The organism is Lentilactobacillus sunkii DSM 19904 (genome assembly GCF_001435575.1).
Taxonomy (GTDB): Bacteria; Bacillota; Bacilli; order Lactobacillales; family Lactobacillaceae; genus Lentilactobacillus; species Lentilactobacillus sunkii.
Map to the genome: position 1 here is coordinate 1 of NZ_AZEA01000022.1, position 16,615 is coordinate 16,615.

Consider the following 16,615-nt stretch of genomic DNA (forward strand, 5'->3'; position numbering starts at 1 on the left):
ATGCATTTACACAAGATATTTTACGCTCTCTTTCTTTTTTAATTAGCCCATACCCCGAGTATACTAATGGTATTAAGGAGGCTCCTTATGAACAGACATTTACGACTATTATTGTCAATATTCAGCTTGATTCTTGGTTTACTTGTCCTAACCACCCAAACAACACACGCTCAAGCTAAAGACCATTATCGAATAATTGACACTCAGCACGTCAATACCTACAAAACACTTAATTCTTATAATAATAATGGTGTCCTTCATGTGAAAAATCAATACAAACACCACAATGTCTATGTTTGGAACAAGAAGCATACTAAAGTTCTTTATAATTTAAAAGATTTTCCCAATTCTTGGCTTTCTGCATTAACTAAGCAAACCTATCTTCACAACGGTAAAAAAAGTCAGTACTATGCGGCTTTTATTGTGACGCTTAAAGGTAATTCCTCACGGTATGGCCGGATCTGGCAGGGATACTTAGCAAAGGGGTATAACCGTAATTATCGAAAATTAAATTATTTAAGTACGGTAGGCTTCACTAGCGATCAAGACTATTTAAACTACATCAAGAAATCGCCATCTCAAGTTTTGGCCCGTGCAGTTTTAAAGCTTTTTCCCAAGACGAAACTTTCGATTAGATTATCAAATTTTGGCCAGTTCACCGCTGATCCGGATGCCAACAGCCACGATCCCTTTAAGCAATATTTTACAGATCGAATTAATTTACAAAAAGTGGCTAATTATTTAGGACCTTCCATCCATAAATGGACAAATCAACAACGAATTACTAAGATTAAGCAGATGCTCACTTCTGAGGGTTACTCGGCTAGCAAGCGTGATGCGATGGGAGATTATGTGATTGGGATTTATGCTCCCGATCCTAATCGTGCGTGGGAAGATTTTGTTTGGAGCATTAATTTAGCCAAGCCATTATGAGTTTTGATAAATAAAGACACAGAGCTGGTGCATCTCACTGGTTCTGTGCCTTTATTTGTTGCCCCTACATTTTAAGGATGCCTTTTACACTCATGAACACTGACTTAGGGAAGCGATAGATACTATTATTTCGTGGACTACCAGCACCATCACCATTAGGGTATTGAGTAATTCCAATTTGGTTTTTGCCTTCAGAACTTGATGAAGGGTACACAGCGTCATTATCGGCATCGGTGGCGGCTTTTGCGAGAATGATTTGTTGATCGTGAAACTAGGAACTTGCTGGGATTCAACTATTTAGGCATCCACGCCTTGCACAAAACCTGTGCTTATTGCGTCTACACGTAATCCAATTATAATATCGGCCTGGTGATGCATCTACTCAACCGCTCCAGTGAAGACATGGCCTTAGCTTATTGGGGCCTGGATCAAACCAGTACCGAAAATATGCTCGATCAGATTAACTTTGGTTAACGCATATTGCGGTTTGATTTCTGCTTGGTAGCTTTGAGAGCGATCAGATTAACGTTAACAGGCAGTGACCAACAAATTACAATAACGAATAATTTGAATACGAAAAAGCTCCAGACTAGATTTTTCATCTGGTCTGAGGCTTTCAGTTTGAATTAATTTATTTAGATAGGATCGTTCAGTTCTTTCGGGAACCGGATTTACCGCTCATATCTAGGGAACCGCTCTCGTAATGCGCCCAGCATGAGTAAATCGTGACCAATTTGTTTTCTTTATCAACAGTATAAACAACCCGGTGTTGACCGGTAATTCGGCGGGAATAAAAGCCGGCCGCCGGGGGTGTTAACTTCTCGAAAGATTGCATTGGCGAAAACGGGTCGGCTTCAAGCGTTGCTTTAATGTTTTCAAAGGATTGGCGTAAAGGGCTCTTCAATACTTTTCTTAGGTCACCTTTGGCGGTTGATTTTATTTTTAGTTGCCATTTACTCATGATCGATGTCTCGTATCATTGTATCTAGATCAACGTCTGGATCATCTTGACGTTTGAGAGCATCCGGTAATTGACCATTCATTATTAATTCCAATGTTTCTTGCCAGGCGTCGTAGTCCCGCTTACTCATCAAAACAGCACTTTTCTCGTCGTCACTGCCAGCGATGAGCACTGGTTTGGAATCTTGATTAGCAGCCTTAATTAAAGCAAATAATTCTGAACGTGCTTTAGTTGGATTGACAATTTTTTCCATAATGTTTCCTTCTCTCAATAGTTGCTTACTTTACAGGGTTAATTATAATGTACGGCATCCCGTACGTCAACTAATTTAACTTTGAATATGAATCATTGGAACATCCATACGAAAGTAGAGGTAAGAAGACCATTTAGCAGAGAACAATGCACATTCCGCTCGGCTTTTAGTCCTATTCGGTTTGGAGTCTGGTATAAATTGGAATCGAGCATCTGAAAACGCCTCATGAAATATTCTTTAATGTAGTGTTGCACTTGATTTGACAATTCAAATCAAATGAAAACGTTTTTGTCTTTTAAGAATTTTCCTTCTGTAATTAACATGGATTAAGGTGTTTTACTTACATTGTAAACAAGACAATTACATTAAATACAAGTCTATCTCATTATTTTGATCAAATAATCTAAAAATTCAACTTGGGTTACCTGAACGGAATCAATCCATTCAACCAGNACAAAACATGTTTGCATTGCTTGGAAATCCTGGATTTGAAGGAATGGGTAAGGAACTTAAGAAACATATTTAAATCATTTTCAATATTTGGTTACATCCGTTCTTGAACATTATCTTGATGTTCGGGAGCGGATTTTTTGTATATACACCTATTCATTGTATGAATAAGTACAAGATCGTCAGCGAACTTTAGAAAAGAAGTTGAATCTTCAAATCATTCTAGATATCAGTAGTTCTCATACATTTCCTTGTAATTAGCGTATTTAATCATGTCTCTTTACAATTCCCGAAGCCCAAAACTTATCAAATATTAATTGTCTTATCATTAAATTAGGTATTTACTTTCCATACGATGTGTACTATTGTTTTTTCAACGACAAAACGTTCATTCACTAGGCTTTGTCACATACGAACCGTATAAAGGATCTTCTGGTGTGCTTAACATTCGATCCAAGAAATCAGGTGTCAAGATGAAATCTACCAAGCTATTCTCATACATCGCTTTAAAAGATTACCCCTTCTTAATCATCGCAAAAGTCTACATTAACGGCTTCAATGTATTCGTGTCCGTCATGCTGCAATATGGGGTTGCTGCAGCACTGGCTCAGAAATTAACAATCTTATATCAGATTCTGGGTGTGCTGACCATTGCCTCCCTCATTTATGCTGGTGTGTATTATACATACTCTATGTATTCGGAGCGGCTGCGGAAACGGGTAATTGAATCGGTCAGCCAGGAACTTTTGGCGAGCTCACTGCGAGAAATCGATCTTAATCAGGATAACGGCACAATGGTTAATCTGGTCAACCAGGACGCTGACAATATTGCAAATTATTTTATGATGGGAGTTATGCCGGCAATTGATTTTGTCATGATCATTGGCGGTGGATTAATCTACACATTTTACAATTCCTGGATTTACGGTCTCGTTTACCTTTTCATCGGAGGTGGGCTGTATGCCATTGCCCACCACTTTTACGTTCAAGACGTGCGCTATCGCCGAGCCTATCAATTAAGTGACGATCAACAGAAGAACTTTTTGCCGGATGTATATCACAACCTATCAATAATCCGAATATTTAATGCTTCAAAATGGTTAACATCGGTTAACAATCGGCTCTTTGACAGTAAGCGAACCTTATTGCGTCAAGATGTCGGCGCCACCGCGTCAAGCAATGGGGTTGTACGTGGTGGGATTTATGTCATGGAAGTCGTTTCGCTGTTTGTAGGATTGTTACTGGTCAACGCCCATCAGATCCACTTTGATGTCATGCTGGGTATCTGGAACGCTGGGATTGGCTCAATCTTTGATCCGTTTTTGACTCTTCCAATTGTCCTGGCATTTATGGCCCGGCAGAAGGTATCTTTGGGGCGGGTTGCGAATCATTTATCAGCTCACCCCAATCCCGGGCAACCCCTTCCCAGCGCAGAAGAGCCGGTTAAAAGCATCGAAGGTCAGGAAATTACCTATCAGTATCCAAAGAATAATCACCCTACCTTGATGAACCTATCCTTCACCATCAAGCCTGGAAAAATCACTTTCCTGATCGGCAGGAATGGTGCCGGTAAAACAACGCTTCTACATATTCTGTTGGGTGTCTTAACTGTCAATAGCGGCTCACTAATGGTTCGTACAAACGCTGGGCATAACTTGTCGTCACTGGCAGATCATGCCGCGTTTGTTCCGCAGGCTGGTCAAATGTTTAATACCACCATTGCCGATAACCTCAAATTAGGGAAATCAGTGACTAACCAAGAACTGACCCAAGCACTGATCCAGGTCCAGATGTTTGACGCCGTCAATTCACTACCCAAGAAACTGGAAAGTGTGGTTGGCGAAGACACCAACTTTTCGAAGGGCCAAATCCGAAGACTAGCCATTGCCCGCGCCTTATTGACTCATCGGCAATACTTGATTTTAGATGAACCCTTTTCCGACATCGATGAGAGCAACCAAAAATCACTCATCCAGTTATTTCGCAAAATCGCTCACAACCACGGAATTATTATCGTCAGTCATACATTCGACTTAATCGAGCCAAATGATCATGTTATTAAGGTTGGTGATTAAAATGAATCAAGCCGTTATTCAGTATTGCCGAGGTATTCTCCATCAGCTCCACTATTATCACCTGGTAGCTATGGCAGTGGGCATTGCCTGCTTGGAATTTGTGCTGGCTTACTACCTGAATTATTTTGTTTCAGCAATTACCACCCAGTCACTCACAAAGTTTATCGTCATCGGCGGTGGCCTTGCTTTCATTGGCGTTCTAATCGGCATCATTCAAAGGCAGATAAAAATCAGTGAAGGAATGCTTCAACTATCCATTGAAAATTCCATCACCAACACGGTTTTCCAAAGCTCCCTGTCTCAGCCAGCCGATGCGGTTCTAAGCAAGCCGCTGGGAGCCTGGCTGTCACTCAATAATTCCGACGCCCCAATCATTTCACAGTCGCTGGCGGTTTCCTTAACAGATTTTATTTCCGGCGCAGCTTCATTTTTAGCCGCATTCATCTTTGGCATATTAATTTCACCCTGGTTGACGTTAATCATTCTGACACTGGGTCTGGTATCGCTCTTAATTCCGAAATTAACCGGAAAATGGATCCTAACCACCCAGCAACAGCGTCAGACGGATCAGGATACCATGCAGACAACCCTGCTTCAAATTTTTGACGCTAAAGTCCTGCTTCACACGCTCCATGCCGAAAGCTTTGCCCAAAATCTGTTTTCGAAGAAATATAAAAAGTTTACGCAGAGCCAACTTGAAAATGCCCGGAGCCAACACTTGATTGAAAGTATTAGCGTTGGTGCCGGCTTCTTATTCGATGTCACTTCCCTGGTCATCAGTCTGACCTTCGTTGCTAAAAATCAAATTACCATCGGCCAGTTCATGGGATTTAATGTCTTGAACAGCAGCTTTACCTGGATCTTTTATACAATGCCGGGTCTATATAACCAACTGTTAAGAGCATCCGTTTCTGCAAAACGGCTATTATCATTTGGCACGACTTCTGAGATCGCAAAACAGGCGTCCAACCATCCAAGCGAGATAAAAGCGCTGCGGTTAAGCCACCTGAGCTTTAAGTACGGTCAAGAGACAAGCTGGGTTTTAAAAGATGTCAGCCTGGATTGGCAACTAACCCCGAAGACCAAGATCATCTTAACGGGTCCCAGCGGTTCCGGTAAGACAACCTTTTTGAAACTCTTATTGGGATTCCAACAGCCAAATAAGGGCAGCCTGCACTATCTGGACAATTCAAGGACCTCATTTGCGCCCAATGAAGTTAAACTTTCCTATGTGCCCCAGCAAGTGAGGTTGTTTAGCTTAACCATCCGAGAGAACATTCTGTTGGGCAGAAGTATCACGTCGCAGCAATATGAGAAAGTGTTAAAGCAGACCGACTTATGGGACTTTATCGAAAGTCTTCCAAAGAAGGACGAGACCAAAATCCTTTCGTCAAACGCCGGAAATCTTTCTTCAGGGCAAATTCAAAAGATTGGCGTTGCTCGAGCCCTGGTTCAGAATACCAGCTTCATATTATTCGATGAACCAACCGCCAACTTGGATAATCAGTCAGCCAACGACTTTGAGCGAACAATTAAAGAACTCCCAGTCGCAGCGATTATGATTACCCACAGAACAATGCAGGATACCTCTGAAATGAGGCACTACGAAATAAAGGATGGCAACATTGAGTTAAAGCACTAAGAGTAATAATCAAAATTTTATCTCGTGATTGAAACAAAAGGTAAGGAACTTAAGAAATGTATTTAACTGAAAATGATTCAATAAAAATGCCACTGGTATTCATTACGAATATCAGTGGCATTTAGAGGTAATTTTTCGTCATGATCTCTCTTAAAAGTTGTCTCAGAAATCAACTGTCGGCCGGCTTACAATTTCAACTTCATATTTTGCCGTTTTTAGGCCCAAAATTTTTCAGTTAAATTCAAAAAGAGTACTAGCTACAATCATCTTTTGATTAGAAATGAATTTTCCTTAATAAAAAGAGAAATTTTTACCATCTGTTCCTCGGTATCAGCGGATAGGGTGGTTTCCATAACCAGATCCTGGCCATCTTGGGCCGACACTTTTAAAGAGTAGTTATTCAGATCCAAAAAGAATGCGGTGGCCATGAATGCGGTTCGTTTGTTACCATCAAAGAAGACGTGCTTCTTGGTTATTTTTTGAAGTAGAAACGCAGCTTTAAGCCAAATGGTTGGGTAAGCTTCTCTGCCAAAGAATTGTTGGACAGGTTGTTGCACAATGGCTTCTAACCCATTTGGGTCGGCCACACCAACCGCTCCTTCTTGCGCCGCTTCAATTACTAATCGGTTAATTTCAATTAAATCGTCTTTAGTTAGATAATTCATAGGTCTTTCAATCGTTCCATCAAATCGGCGTTCTCAGCATAAAGACGGTCAAATCTCTTTTGAAACCCCGGACTGACTTTGGGCTCAGTGTTGGCCTTAGATATTTCAATCTTGTTGGTGGAGGGATTAAATGACAGTTCCACATCGTCACCGGCAGTTAACTTCATAGCTTCCTTAAGCTTTTTAGTAATTCTAATAGCGTCTGAATTACCGTTCGAAAAAACCTTGGTGGTCGCTTTGATATCTGATAAATTCTGCATCTTAACGGCTCCTCTCTGTATGTACATAATATATCGATGTACATACATTGTCAATGATTACAATCAATAATCTTTTAATAGGGGCAATTAGGGTTATCCCCCCTCCGAATGCCAATTAAGATTAATTCATCTTCATCAATAGTATAAACGACGAGGAAGCCATTTGTATCATTGAGCTGATTTTCTGGTGGCAGCTGATGCGCTTCCAGCAGCAGATCGATGGCTGCCCGAGCTTCATCAATAATGTTGCGATCCAAGCTGGCCAGCCGTTTCAGGTCAGCATTAAAAGTTGCTCGTGGTTTGAATCGGAGTTTTTTCATGTTTTAAACTGATCCCAATAATGGTCATCGGATTCGACAATTTCATTATCTGGCAAGACATGACGTTTAATCAGCTGATCGCGAGCAACGGCATATTCCAGCGACCCTTCTTTGGCCCGCAAAGCACGTTCATACCAATCCATTTTTTCCTGGGAAATGACGACGACTGAGCGGTTGTTCGAGCGGGCAATGTAGACGGTTTCGTCATCATCATTGACTTGGTCGAGATATTTTTTTAAATGTGAGCGAAAATCACTTTGAGTTAAAGCAACAGTCATTTGAATCACCCTTTCTGTACTTGATATTGTCCTTCATTAGGTACAGAAATGCAATTGATTGCTTAATCGTCATTATAAACATACGTGTTGTAAGTATCTTTAATTTTTAAGTTTAGCTCGTGATCAGGTATACTAAGGTCAATAAGAGGAGGATATTTATGAAAAAATGTTCTTTGTTGTTGCTTAGTCTTGGATTGGGCATCACTATCCTGTCCAATCCAACTACTCATGCGAGCTCTGGTTATACAGTTGTCAAAAGTTCATTTCCTGCGGGAGCTGGTAAAATGTATCATGCAGCTAATCCAAAGCGAAACGCGTACGTTTGGACTACCACTAAGCATACTAAAAAAATGGCGAACATAAAAAATTACCCGAACACTTCCTGGCATTCGACTGGTACGGTTGTGCTTCGTCATAATAACAAGAATGCTGTTTACTACCGAGTTGGCGCAGTTTCCCCAACCAAAACCAAGAAATCGGTTAGTGGCTGGATTTGGCGGGGCTATCTCAAACCGGGGTATAACCCTAACTTTACCAAAGTGAAAAGCATTAGCCTTGATAACGCTACAAACGCAGAATATAACCAGTTTATCAAGCAATCCAAATATCAGCAGCTAACTCGTGACGTTTTGGCACTGTTTCCAAATAGTACCGTCTCCAAGCCACTAAGTCGTTATGCATTGTTTCGTGACCCTAAGGACAAGATTGTTAATAATGTGGCCACTTTCAAGGCAATGGATGACTTTTTGAATGTCAAGAACCAGTTAACCAGCCAACAGCGATTAGCAAAAATTAAGGCGATTTTGGCCGCTAACGGCTATACTGCTGCTAAACGTCAAAAGGAATACGTCATTGGCATCTATCTCACTAACTTCCAGTGGTCCGATCAATATGCTACGGGTGATATGCACCAAGGGTTTGCAATTGGAACGAAATAAAAAAGAACGGCTTTTGCCGTTCCTTTTCGTCTTGTTAGTCAAAAACATTTTTGGCTATTCGGTAAACATAATTGTCCGAAGTATGACCGCTAGTATCATGGTAAGCAATGCCGAGTAACAGATTAGTTGCACTGTAGATCTGTACCGCCTCGGTTTCGGTGCGGTTGGCGGGCCAATAAGTGTTTCTAAGCAATTGGTAATTGCCCAGACCACGGATTGTTCCGTTAGTGTTAAACGTTGCTCGAGTAATAGAAGGGGTTTGCTTAACTTTGCCACCTGAGATGTAGACTAAATAGTTACCGTTCTTAGTTTTATTAGAAACGTCGATTCCTTGAATAGAAGGGTTACGCATCTGCAAATAGATGCTTCCTGGAATTGAAGCAGTTCCTTCGAATGCAGACATTCCATCAGTGTCCATTTCAACAGTGCCACCAGTTCTTTCAAAGGCATCGTTGAGATCTTTATTTTTGTACATACTCAAATGAGCTTTTGAATGGTCAACATTAACCGTTAGAATCAGTAAATGTTTAGTATCGCTTGTTAAAGCTGCTTCAACTCGTTCAATACTACCAGTTGATTTTGTATTTCCGGCAATACGGGTTAGATAAGTTAGACGATTGGGCAACTGTTCGGCATTTTCATAAGTCATACCTTCTTGGAAAGTCATTCGTCCAAGTTGAGTTCCCCAGAGGTCATTATCATTATACTTTTCTAGCCGTGTTTGAACTCCTTTGGTACCAATCCAAAAATAATCAGTATTGTTATACGTATAAAGCTCCAAAGTTTGCCCATGACCAAAGCCCTTAAGAGTCATTGGCTGGTACTTAGAAAAATCCAATGTGTTATTTGAATCCTCCTTTTCATCAGTCGGTAAATCTGCCATCGACAGTTTAGAATAACTGGCGTTGTCATAGACTTGTAAGACATATGCTTTAGTTTTTGAAATCAATGTTTTCTGTGCAACTCGATCATACCCGTCGGTTCCTTTTGGAAGCCCGGTAAGTGTATATTTACGATAAGCTGGTTGTGCCATAATTAAAATCTTCTTTCTTTAAATTTATTTTGGTTGGCCAATTTAACTCCGGTAATTAAATCAGCGGTTGTGTATCAAATCGATTTGATGCTTATAGCATATCGTCATTTGGCCTTTTAAAGCCGACCACTTCCGGACGACTCACCGCCAAATCACCGCCACTTGACCGACAAACGAAAAAGCGTCCCGTTAATGGCACTAACGAGACGCTTCTTTTTGATGCTGAATGTTTTTAATTGTCCAAGATACCAGTGACTACACCCTTAATCGCAAAACTTTCATTGCCCTGAACATCGATCGGGGTACACTTGGGTCTGGATCAAACCAGCACGAAAAATATGATGAATCAGATTGAGTTGGGTTAGAAAAACTAAATAAACTAATATTCTTACACCGAAGAATTGATGGCAGTCTCGGGTAGGCTTTTGACTATAGGCTAGATTAGTACCAGCTACCTGGCTGTATGAGTAATTGATCGTTCTCAAGATCTGTCTTACCCACTGACTACAATCCAACCTCATTTTTTAAAATTGTCCATCTAATCGCGTATACTGAAAGTAAATCAAAAGGTGAATCGGTAAAAAGGAGATTGTATATGATTAATAAATTAATGAAGGTTTTACTCGTAAGTGGCCTAACTTTAAGTATCGGCCTTATAACTCAATCACCTGCAGTCCATGCAGCCAAGGTGTACCATTCAATCAAAAGCAAAAGCTACGCAACTATATTGCCAACTTACCAGACTAGATCTGGTAATCCAAAAGCTGTTATTTGGAATAATAAGCTAACCCAGAAACAATTTTCATTAAGTGATTATCCTGGGACTAATTGGTACGTTTACAAAAGTTACAAAATGACAAATGGCAAGAAAACGGGAATCTTTTACCGGATTAAAAATCCTGAAAACACCGTTTCTGGGCTAGTTTGGCGGGGATATCTAAAACAAGTGAAACATTTGAGCATTAAACAGCAGACGCTAAATGCGCTACCAGGAACAATTTACAGTCCCCATTTACAACAGATTACCGACCAATTAAAAAACCATCCAGATAGTCAGCAGGAGTATCTCCAAAAAGCGTTGGGTGCTCAATACAAAAAATTTCAAGGAATCACTATTCCAGGATTTTTGGCCTCAGATAAGCGATTACAAGCACAATTAAAGTCAGGGAAACTTTCTTTTAACGCATATTTACATGCTGTAATTCCTAAGGCACTATTAACTGATCTTACCGGGAACAATTATCAAGTAAAAGACCTTAAGGGGTGGCAAGTTTCAGTATCAGTCTCTGGTATGGCTAGCAAAAATTATGGTTGGGGATTTGTTTACTTCTTGGAACCCTAAATTACGCTGTCTCAATCCATGCTGGAATGATGGTTACCGGTATCTTTATGTTAAACAAAATCCCTCCGCAGGTTTGCAGAAGGATTTTGGTGGAAGCTACTTTTTATTTATTACCATGATGATTTGGTTGTGGTATACAATCTGTTTTCTGTAGTTGCCGTCGCATCCGCATTATGATAAGAAATACCAACGTACAAATCACTCGCAATTTGAACGCCTTCAGTTTCGATATTAATACCATTCCGGTTTGTATTGCGCAATGTATGCTTAACAATGTGGATTATAAACAATACATGAGACAGGTCTTTACGAACAGGCAAGAACCTCATTTAACTTTTACCACTCAGAAACAAAAAGCACGATTCCTTAAACTCGGGATTGTGCTTTACTCTACGTAAATTCAAACAATCGCATGGCCAACAATGATATGGTCAAGCATCTTTTCGTCGTCCGCCGGTTTATCCAGCAGCAATTTAACCGCTGACTGCCCCATTTCATCGGGGTGAATATCGACTGAGTGAAAATGCTGATCGGTTAGTTCACTTGGCAATGAGTTGTTGTAGCCAAGAACTTCAATATCTTTATCAGGATTAATCATTTTATAACGGTGGTACATCTGCAGGGCACTATAATCGTCAATGGCAACAATACTATCCATTTGTGGGTTTTGGCGAATGAAGTCATCTTCTGACTCATCGTCGTTATCGTGGGTTGATAAGATAACGGGTGACTTGCCAGCCTCGTCAACCGCCTTCTTATAGCCTTCACCACGGTCAATTTCGTACGGCCAATTATTGTGAGTTTGGACGAAAACCGGATGTTGGGATTGATAACGATCCATCAAGAAATTGGTTCCGTCAAAACCGGCCTTCACGTTATCGTTGTCAACATACAGCCATTTCTGGCCTTCTGCGGGCTTACCAATCGTCACAAAATCGACGTCTTCTTTTTGAAGCATTTCAATAACCGGGTCATTCTGGTGTGAATACAACAGAATAAAATGTTTAATTTGGGCCCGGGTAATCATTGATTTGACGTTATCAATTACCTGCTGGGTGCTGTCACCAATTGCGATCGATAAAACATAATTCCGGCTGTTCAGCTGGGCATTGATGCCCCGCAAAATGCCAACGTAAAAGATATTATCGACGACTCGATTATTAACCGGGAAGACAACGCCGACAGTGTTGGCCTCTCGATTCGTCAAATTTTTGGCGTTGTAATTAGGTTGATAGCCCATTAAGTCAGCGGTACGCTTCACGTTACGACGGGTCTTCAAGCTGATCCGTTTATTATTATTGAGCGCCCGTGAAACTGTCGAAGTCGATAATCCCAGCCTTTGAGCGATGTCTCGGATTGTAACCATTTGTCATTGCCTCCCCTCAATTAGATTTTACGCTTTTTGAAGTTGCGATCTTGTTAAACTTCTGTATCAAATATTAATATTGAACCATACTACTAGATTTTGACAGGATTATGTGATAATTTCAACATATGAGGTGATTATGAATATGAAAAAGCGCAGATCATTGGCTGCCATTTTAGCAGTTGTTGCAAGCTTTGCACTAATTTTAGCCGGCTGCAGCAGTTCTTCCAATAAAAGTTCAAATAACGACAGCAGCAAGGCCAGCATGCAGAACCAGGTTCAAAATAAGTCAGCCAAGGAAGTCTTGACGTCAAATGACAATCTTTGGTACATGAACGGTTCAATTAACTATAAGAGCAAATCCGGTATTGATGCCTACAAATTTAACAGTAAAAACCATACCGTTACGATTTACAGTGTTAACAAAATCTACAAGACATATAGCGAAGCTAAAAAAGCAAATGATCTTGATAAACAGGGAACACTGAAGTACACCTTCAAGAATGACTCCGCTGACAAGCCGGTTATCTACATGAAGGGTAAGCTTTCAGATATCCCAATGCACCAAACAGTTTCAGTAAAGAATACAGTTGCTGGCAAAAATCATCAATCAAAGCTCAAGGTCAGCGGATATAAAGTTGTCCGTAACTTGGATAACGATCCGGCACCACAAGTTTGGGTGACACCGCATAACTAAATAGAATGAATTCAGAAGCCGAGGACATTGTGTTCTCGGCTTCTTTTTATGGAGTAATGGATGAATAATCAAAAATGCAAAATTAACTGATTGTAAACTTAGGCCATTCAAGATATAATATATCCTGTATTAATAAATATGTTCCATTTTTATTACCTATTTTTTAAAAATCAGAAAGTACTGGAACCGATTCGATTCGAAGTCAAAATATTAATCAGGTGGTACTCATTATGAACAATCTGTTGTTACACAAAAACCGGTTCTTAATAATTTTAATTACATTGATGATGTTGTCAGGCTGTGCTGGCAAAGCATCCAGTACTAATAAAACTCATTTTTCACCAAACTATCCATACAAAACTAACAATTTTCGACACTACGATTGGGTAAGGGTAACAAGTCCAACAAGTAATCAAGTCATTCAAATTACAAATCACCAGTCAGTCAATTATGTTTCTGATATCATTGGAAATGTTGGCGATAGTTCCGACCTTAAGTTAGGAAGCCATCATAAATCACAAACAGTTATTTATCATTACACTTTCTATCAGGCGAAGCCCAAATATAAGATTGATATTAATATTTTTCGCGATTCAGAATATATCGAAATGACCCATGTTCCTGGGTTCAAGTCCCTTGAATATCGTTTGCCAACCAAAACCCACAAAATCCTTATGGATCCTACCAGATTAGCAACTGGTCAAGGTTTAGGATAATCCGTTGCTCCTATTACACGCATGAACGTAATATATGAGTCAGCTTAAGTAAATTATCCATGATCAATTAAAGAACACACCAAAAAAGGGAATCCGCTATCCGGGTTCCCTTTTTGGACACTCAATTCTCTTATACTTTTGTGTTTATGAGAAGTGTTGAGAATGTGTCAACATTTTCGCAATTTAAGCCAATGAATCCCAAGCCGGCAGTTCAACAGGTGCCTGCTTAAGGAGCTCTTTCTGTGCATCAGACAGATACTTCTTGTGGACAACGACTTCGTAGACATAATCATCCATCCAGTCATCGTTCATGGTGAAGTACCCTTTCTCACCGTTCTTGTCACCCCATGAATTTTCGACTTTCCACTTAGTTGGAGTATCGCCATCCAAATCAACGCCGGTAAAGGTCATGGCATGAGAAACTTCTGCTTGATGGTATTTGAGCCGAGTCCCCTTATCCATTTCCAAGTCGGTATCGAATAACTCTGAATAGCGGAACAGGTGGCTGTCCAAGTAACCCTTCTTGCGATCCATTTGTTCCAACACGTCATTGCCGAACCAAACCGTTTCGCCGTCTTTCAGCTGGGCAATTGTGGCTTTTTTGAGAACGCCCATCGGCAGGTTTAAGAACTGGATTTGTTTACCGCCGACAACGTTATCCTCGCTTGGTAATGAGTACAGCTGGTCGTAATCTTTTTCAGGAGAATTGGCCAAGACAACATAGTCGTCCAAGTCGGTGTCGAAGTATTTATCATAGAATTCCTTCGGTGTTAAGCCGGAAATCTTATGGTATTTCTTATCGTCATCGCGGTAGGCAAAGTCAACTGTTGTCGGCGGCTCGCCGAATGAATAAGCGGTAATCCGATAAACTTCATTCAGCATCTGCTTGCGGGCAGCATTAATCTCGTCATCGCTTTTTTCGTCTTGAACCATCTCGCGGAGCTTGACGGCATCAATCCGCAGCTTGCGGTTAATGACGGTGTCAAAGCCACCGGTGTTTTCCACATTGGCTGTTTCCGGATAATCACTGACCGGAACCACGCCATATTTTTGAACCAGGGCAGCAGCCATGGCCCATTGACCACCATCGTCGTTGGGCGAACTTAAATAAGCCTCAACTTCACGGTCGTCAGCCGGCCGGCTGGCAGTTGCGAGAATTCGATCATAAAAGATGTTTGCCAATTCGATCTTATCCCAGAAGAACAAGTATTTTTGAGACAGGTTGAAATCCTTCACCTTATACTTGGCCCCAAATTGATGACGCAAGGTATTAACCAATGAGAACAGCCAGCAGCGGCCGCTTTGCTTTTGGTTGGTGACTCCACCGGTCTGTAGATCGACAGAAAATACGGGATTTAAGCGAACTTGGGTGTCGGGATCCTGGGCTGCCTGGTTGATGCCGTTTTGATTAATGATTCTTGATAACACATCACTTTTGGGTGTGTTCTTAAAATTTTCGTGAAGCTCTGATAAATCTTGATCGGTTAAAACGCTGTTATTTTCAGTCATTCAGACATTCCTCCTATGTAATTTCCCTTGGGCTTACGATAAGCGAGCCAACTCGGGAAAATTAAGTTAATTATTTTAAATCCGCTTCTTCAATCGTGGCGTAATCACATACGCAATTAAAGCGCCGACCGCACCTTGAATCAGGTTCATCCCAATGCCGACATATCCGGCATACAGGGTATAGAGAATCGAATCAGTCACAAAATAGCCAAAGACCATAATGACGATCCCGACTGAAACGGCAATCAATTTACTCCATTTACGATCCGGATTCTTGCCTGCAATCAAGCCGACAATCAAGCCCTCAGCTCCGTGGACAATCAGTGAAAACCACATGTATTGACTGTAACCTGAAATCAGGTCAAGCAAAAAACCACTGGCACCACCGACAACCCCACCGACTCTGGGTCCTAATAAAATAGCACTGATAAAGATACCGGCGTCACACAGGTTGATATTCCCGTGAGTCATCGGTACCGGAATAATGAAGAACCGGCTGATTGCGACGGTTACCGCGATAAACATTGCTGTTAAAACCAGCTTAAAAATATTGTTGCTGACTTTGCCTCCTACACTTCTACGATCCATTATTGACTTCCTCCCAATACATAATCTTCTTTGTTTGCTTCCGTAAAATCATACTTTGCCCGTTCACCGCCAATGAGTTTTGGTCGTGATGACAGGCAGACGACGTTGGCAGCACCAACTTTCCGGTTGGTCATGCGCACCGGAATTTGGACATACTTAACATGCATCCCAATCTCCGTACCACCAATATCAATCCCGCCAAACGCTGTAATGTGTTCGACCTCAACCGGATCATCCATCCGTTCGTAAGCAGCCACTTGAGTGCCACCGCCAGCGTGCATTGCTGGGACAACCGACACAATTTCCAAATTATGACGTTCAGCCACTCGTCTTTCCAGCAGCAGTGCCCGGTTAATGTGTTCACACCCCTGAATCGCCATGTTAATGTTTCTTGGAATCAGAAATTCTTCCAACGTTGAAACAACGGCTTTACCGACATCCAACCTGGAATTGGTCCCCTTCCAATCACCGGAAATTTCACTGGTACTGCAGCCAACCACAAATATGCCGTTCTCAGGAAACTTCACTTTATCAAAATATTCGGTTAAGACGTCCGACAAGTTACGTTTAATTGTTTGTAAATCCATCA

General features: G+C 41.1%; 19 protein-coding genes and 1 pseudogene. 8 read left to right on the forward strand and 12 right to left on the reverse strand.

Translation table 11 applies throughout. The features are described from left to right. Positions 1–87 precede the first annotated feature (87 nt). Both FD17_RS10345 and FD17_RS13090 read left to right on the forward strand, forming a co-directional pair. Positions 88–933 carry a hypothetical protein gene (locus FD17_RS10345; RefSeq protein WP_057826117.1) on the forward strand — a complete coding sequence of 282 codons (846 nt, stop codon included), beginning with the start codon at positions 88–90 and terminating at the stop codon, positions 931–933. Between the two features lie 276 nt (positions 934–1,209). After that, positions 1,210–1,407: pseudogene (locus tag FD17_RS13090) on the forward strand (hypothetical protein); the annotation flags it as partial. 175 nt (positions 1,408–1,582) lie between these two features. Here the strand turns inward: FD17_RS13090 and FD17_RS10350 are convergent. Together FD17_RS10350 and FD17_RS10355 are read right to left on the reverse strand one after the other, a co-directional pair. Beyond that, positions 1,583–1,894, reverse strand: a complete 312-nt coding sequence (locus tag FD17_RS10350) for a Txe/YoeB family addiction module toxin (protein WP_057826118.1) — start codon at positions 1,892–1,894, stop codon at positions 1,583–1,585. Further along, on the reverse strand, positions 1,887–2,147 hold the full coding sequence (locus FD17_RS10355; protein ID WP_057826119.1) for a type II toxin-antitoxin system Phd/YefM family antitoxin: 261 nt from the start codon (positions 2,145–2,147) through the stop codon (positions 1,887–1,889). The genes FD17_RS10350 and FD17_RS10355 overlap by 8 nt, the downstream gene beginning before the upstream one ends. 815 nt (positions 2,148–2,962) lie before the next feature. On the opposite strand from FD17_RS10355, the gene FD17_RS10360 reads away from it, so the two are divergent. Both FD17_RS10360 and FD17_RS10365 read left to right on the forward strand, forming a co-directional pair. After that, complete coding sequence (locus FD17_RS10360; RefSeq protein WP_057826120.1) at positions 2,963–4,672, forward strand: ATP-binding cassette domain-containing protein; 1,710 nt, start codon at positions 2,963–2,965, stop codon at positions 4,670–4,672. Between the two features lies 1 nt (position 4,673). Further along, positions 4,674–6,314: an ATP-binding cassette domain-containing protein gene (locus tag FD17_RS10365; RefSeq protein WP_057826121.1), complete on the forward strand. Its 1,641-nt coding sequence runs from the start codon at positions 4,674–4,676 to the stop codon at positions 6,312–6,314. A gap of 263 nt (positions 6,315–6,577) precedes the next feature. Here FD17_RS10365 and FD17_RS10370 read toward each other — a convergent pair whose 3' ends face one another. From FD17_RS10370 to FD17_RS10385, 4 genes are all read right to left on the reverse strand, one after another. Continuing rightward, positions 6,578–6,979 (reverse strand): type II toxin-antitoxin system death-on-curing family toxin, encoded by a 402-nt coding sequence (locus FD17_RS10370; RefSeq protein ID WP_057826122.1) that lies wholly within the window; start codon positions 6,977–6,979, stop codon positions 6,578–6,580. Continuing rightward, entirely contained in the window at positions 6,976–7,239 is a 264-nt protein-coding gene (locus tag FD17_RS10375; RefSeq protein ID WP_057826123.1) for an AbrB/MazE/SpoVT family DNA-binding domain-containing protein, read from the reverse strand. Before FD17_RS10375 ends, FD17_RS10370 begins: the two co-directional genes overlap by 4 nt. A 74-nt stretch (positions 7,240–7,313) precedes the next feature. Next, a complete protein-coding gene (locus FD17_RS10380) occupies positions 7,314–7,559 on the reverse strand; it encodes a type II toxin-antitoxin system RelE/ParE family toxin (protein ID WP_057826124.1) in 246 nt (81 codons plus the stop codon). Next, the gene (locus tag FD17_RS10385; RefSeq protein ID WP_057826125.1) at positions 7,556–7,837 is read right to left on the reverse strand and encodes a type II toxin-antitoxin system Phd/YefM family antitoxin; all 282 of its coding nucleotides are present in this window, start codon (positions 7,835–7,837) and stop codon (positions 7,556–7,558) included. Before FD17_RS10385 ends, FD17_RS10380 begins: the two co-directional genes overlap by 4 nt. 158 nt (positions 7,838–7,995) lie before the next feature. Here FD17_RS10385 and FD17_RS10390 point away from each other — a divergent pair, with 158 nt between their 5' ends. Beyond that, positions 7,996–8,775, forward strand: a complete 780-nt coding sequence (locus tag FD17_RS10390; RefSeq protein WP_057826126.1) for a hypothetical protein — start codon at positions 7,996–7,998, stop codon at positions 8,773–8,775. A gap of 34 nt (positions 8,776–8,809) precedes the next feature. Here FD17_RS10390 and FD17_RS10395 read toward each other — a convergent pair whose 3' ends face one another. Beyond that, on the reverse strand, positions 8,810–9,808 hold the full coding sequence (locus tag FD17_RS10395) for a helveticin J family class III bacteriocin (protein ID WP_057826127.1): 999 nt from the start codon (positions 9,806–9,808) through the stop codon (positions 8,810–8,812). 595 nt (positions 9,809–10,403) lie between these two features. Here FD17_RS10395 and FD17_RS10400 point away from each other — a divergent pair. Beyond that, positions 10,404–11,150 carry a hypothetical protein gene (locus tag FD17_RS10400; RefSeq protein ID WP_057826128.1) on the forward strand — a complete coding sequence of 249 codons (747 nt, stop codon included), beginning with the start codon at positions 10,404–10,406 and terminating at the stop codon, positions 11,148–11,150. A 110-nt stretch (positions 11,151–11,260) separates the two neighbouring features. Here the strand turns inward: FD17_RS10400 and FD17_RS10405 are convergent, their stop codons facing one another. Continuing rightward, positions 11,261–11,470 carry a hypothetical protein gene (locus FD17_RS10405; RefSeq protein ID WP_057826129.1) on the reverse strand — a complete coding sequence of 70 codons (210 nt, stop codon included), beginning with the start codon at positions 11,468–11,470 and terminating at the stop codon, positions 11,261–11,263. A gap of 80 nt (positions 11,471–11,550) precedes the next feature. Further along, a complete protein-coding gene (locus FD17_RS10410; protein WP_057826130.1) occupies positions 11,551–12,516 on the reverse strand; it encodes a LacI family DNA-binding transcriptional regulator in 966 nt (321 codons plus the stop codon). A gap of 145 nt (positions 12,517–12,661) precedes the next feature. Between FD17_RS10410 and FD17_RS10415 the strand changes: the two genes are divergently transcribed. Continuing rightward, complete coding sequence (locus tag FD17_RS10415; protein ID WP_191983140.1) at positions 12,662–13,213, forward strand: hypothetical protein; 552 nt, start codon at positions 12,662–12,664, stop codon at positions 13,211–13,213. A gap of 230 nt (positions 13,214–13,443) precedes the next feature. After that, positions 13,444–13,929 carry a hypothetical protein gene (locus FD17_RS10420; RefSeq protein ID WP_057826132.1) on the forward strand — a complete coding sequence of 162 codons (486 nt, stop codon included), beginning with the start codon at positions 13,444–13,446 and terminating at the stop codon, positions 13,927–13,929. A gap of 183 nt (positions 13,930–14,112) precedes the next feature. Here the strand turns inward: FD17_RS10420 and FD17_RS10425 are convergent, their stop codons facing one another. The 3 genes from FD17_RS10425 to FD17_RS10435 form a co-directional block, all read right to left on the reverse strand. Further along, positions 14,113–15,438: a C1 family peptidase gene (locus tag FD17_RS10425; protein WP_057826133.1), complete on the reverse strand. Its 1,326-nt coding sequence runs from the start codon at positions 15,436–15,438 to the stop codon at positions 14,113–14,115. A gap of 75 nt (positions 15,439–15,513) precedes the next feature. Then, positions 15,514–16,026, reverse strand: a complete 513-nt coding sequence (locus tag FD17_RS10430) for an ECF transporter S component (RefSeq protein WP_057826134.1) — start codon at positions 16,024–16,026, stop codon at positions 15,514–15,516. After that, positions 16,026–16,613 (reverse strand): TIGR01440 family protein, encoded by a 588-nt coding sequence (locus FD17_RS10435; RefSeq protein ID WP_057826158.1) that lies wholly within the window; start codon positions 16,611–16,613, stop codon positions 16,026–16,028. Before FD17_RS10435 ends, FD17_RS10430 begins: the two co-directional genes overlap by 1 nt. Positions 16,614–16,615: the final 2 nt, after the last annotated feature.

Coding starts and splice junctions, on each gene's coding strand:
- FD17_RS10420 (WP_057826132.1), top strand. CDS start 13,444: ATGAACAATCTGTTGTTACACAAAAACCGGTTCTTAATAATTTTAATT.
- FD17_RS10375 (WP_057826123.1), bottom strand. CDS start 7,239: ATGCAGAATTTATCAGATATCAAAGCGACCACCAAGGTTTTTTCGAAC.
- FD17_RS10430 (WP_057826134.1), bottom strand. CDS start 16,026: ATGGATCGTAGAAGTGTAGGAGGCAAAGTCAGCAACAATATTTTTAAG.
- FD17_RS10390 (WP_057826126.1), top strand. CDS start 7,996: ATGAAAAAATGTTCTTTGTTGTTGCTTAGTCTTGGATTGGGCATCACT.
- FD17_RS10380 (WP_057826124.1), bottom strand. CDS start 7,559: ATGAAAAAACTCCGATTCAAACCACGAGCAACTTTTAATGCTGACCTG.
- FD17_RS10400 (WP_057826128.1), top strand. CDS start 10,404: ATGATTAATAAATTAATGAAGGTTTTACTCGTAAGTGGCCTAACTTTA.
- FD17_RS10425 (WP_057826133.1), bottom strand. CDS start 15,438: ATGACTGAAAATAACAGCGTTTTAACCGATCAAGATTTATCAGAGCTT.
- FD17_RS10355 (WP_057826119.1), bottom strand. CDS start 2,147: ATGGAAAAAATTGTCAATCCAACTAAAGCACGTTCAGAATTATTTGCT.
- FD17_RS10410 (WP_057826130.1), bottom strand. CDS start 12,516: ATGGTTACAATCCGAGACATCGCTCAAAGGCTGGGATTATCGACTTCG.
- FD17_RS10345 (WP_057826117.1), top strand. CDS start 88: ATGAACAGACATTTACGACTATTATTGTCAATATTCAGCTTGATTCTT.
- FD17_RS10415 (WP_191983140.1), top strand. CDS start 12,662: ATGAAAAAGCGCAGATCATTGGCTGCCATTTTAGCAGTTGTTGCAAGC.
- FD17_RS10365 (WP_057826121.1), top strand. CDS start 4,674: ATGAATCAAGCCGTTATTCAGTATTGCCGAGGTATTCTCCATCAGCTC.
- FD17_RS10435 (WP_057826158.1), bottom strand. CDS start 16,613: ATGGATTTACAAACAATTAAACGTAACTTGTCGGACGTCTTAACCGAA.
- FD17_RS10350 (WP_057826118.1), bottom strand. CDS start 1,894: ATGAGTAAATGGCAACTAAAAATAAAATCAACCGCCAAAGGTGACCTA.
- FD17_RS10370 (WP_057826122.1), bottom strand. CDS start 6,979: ATGAATTATCTAACTAAAGACGATTTAATTGAAATTAACCGATTAGTA.
- FD17_RS10395 (WP_057826127.1), bottom strand. CDS start 9,808: ATGGCACAACCAGCTTATCGTAAATATACACTTACCGGGCTTCCAAAA.
- FD17_RS10385 (WP_057826125.1), bottom strand. CDS start 7,837: ATGACTGTTGCTTTAACTCAAAGTGATTTTCGCTCACATTTAAAAAAA.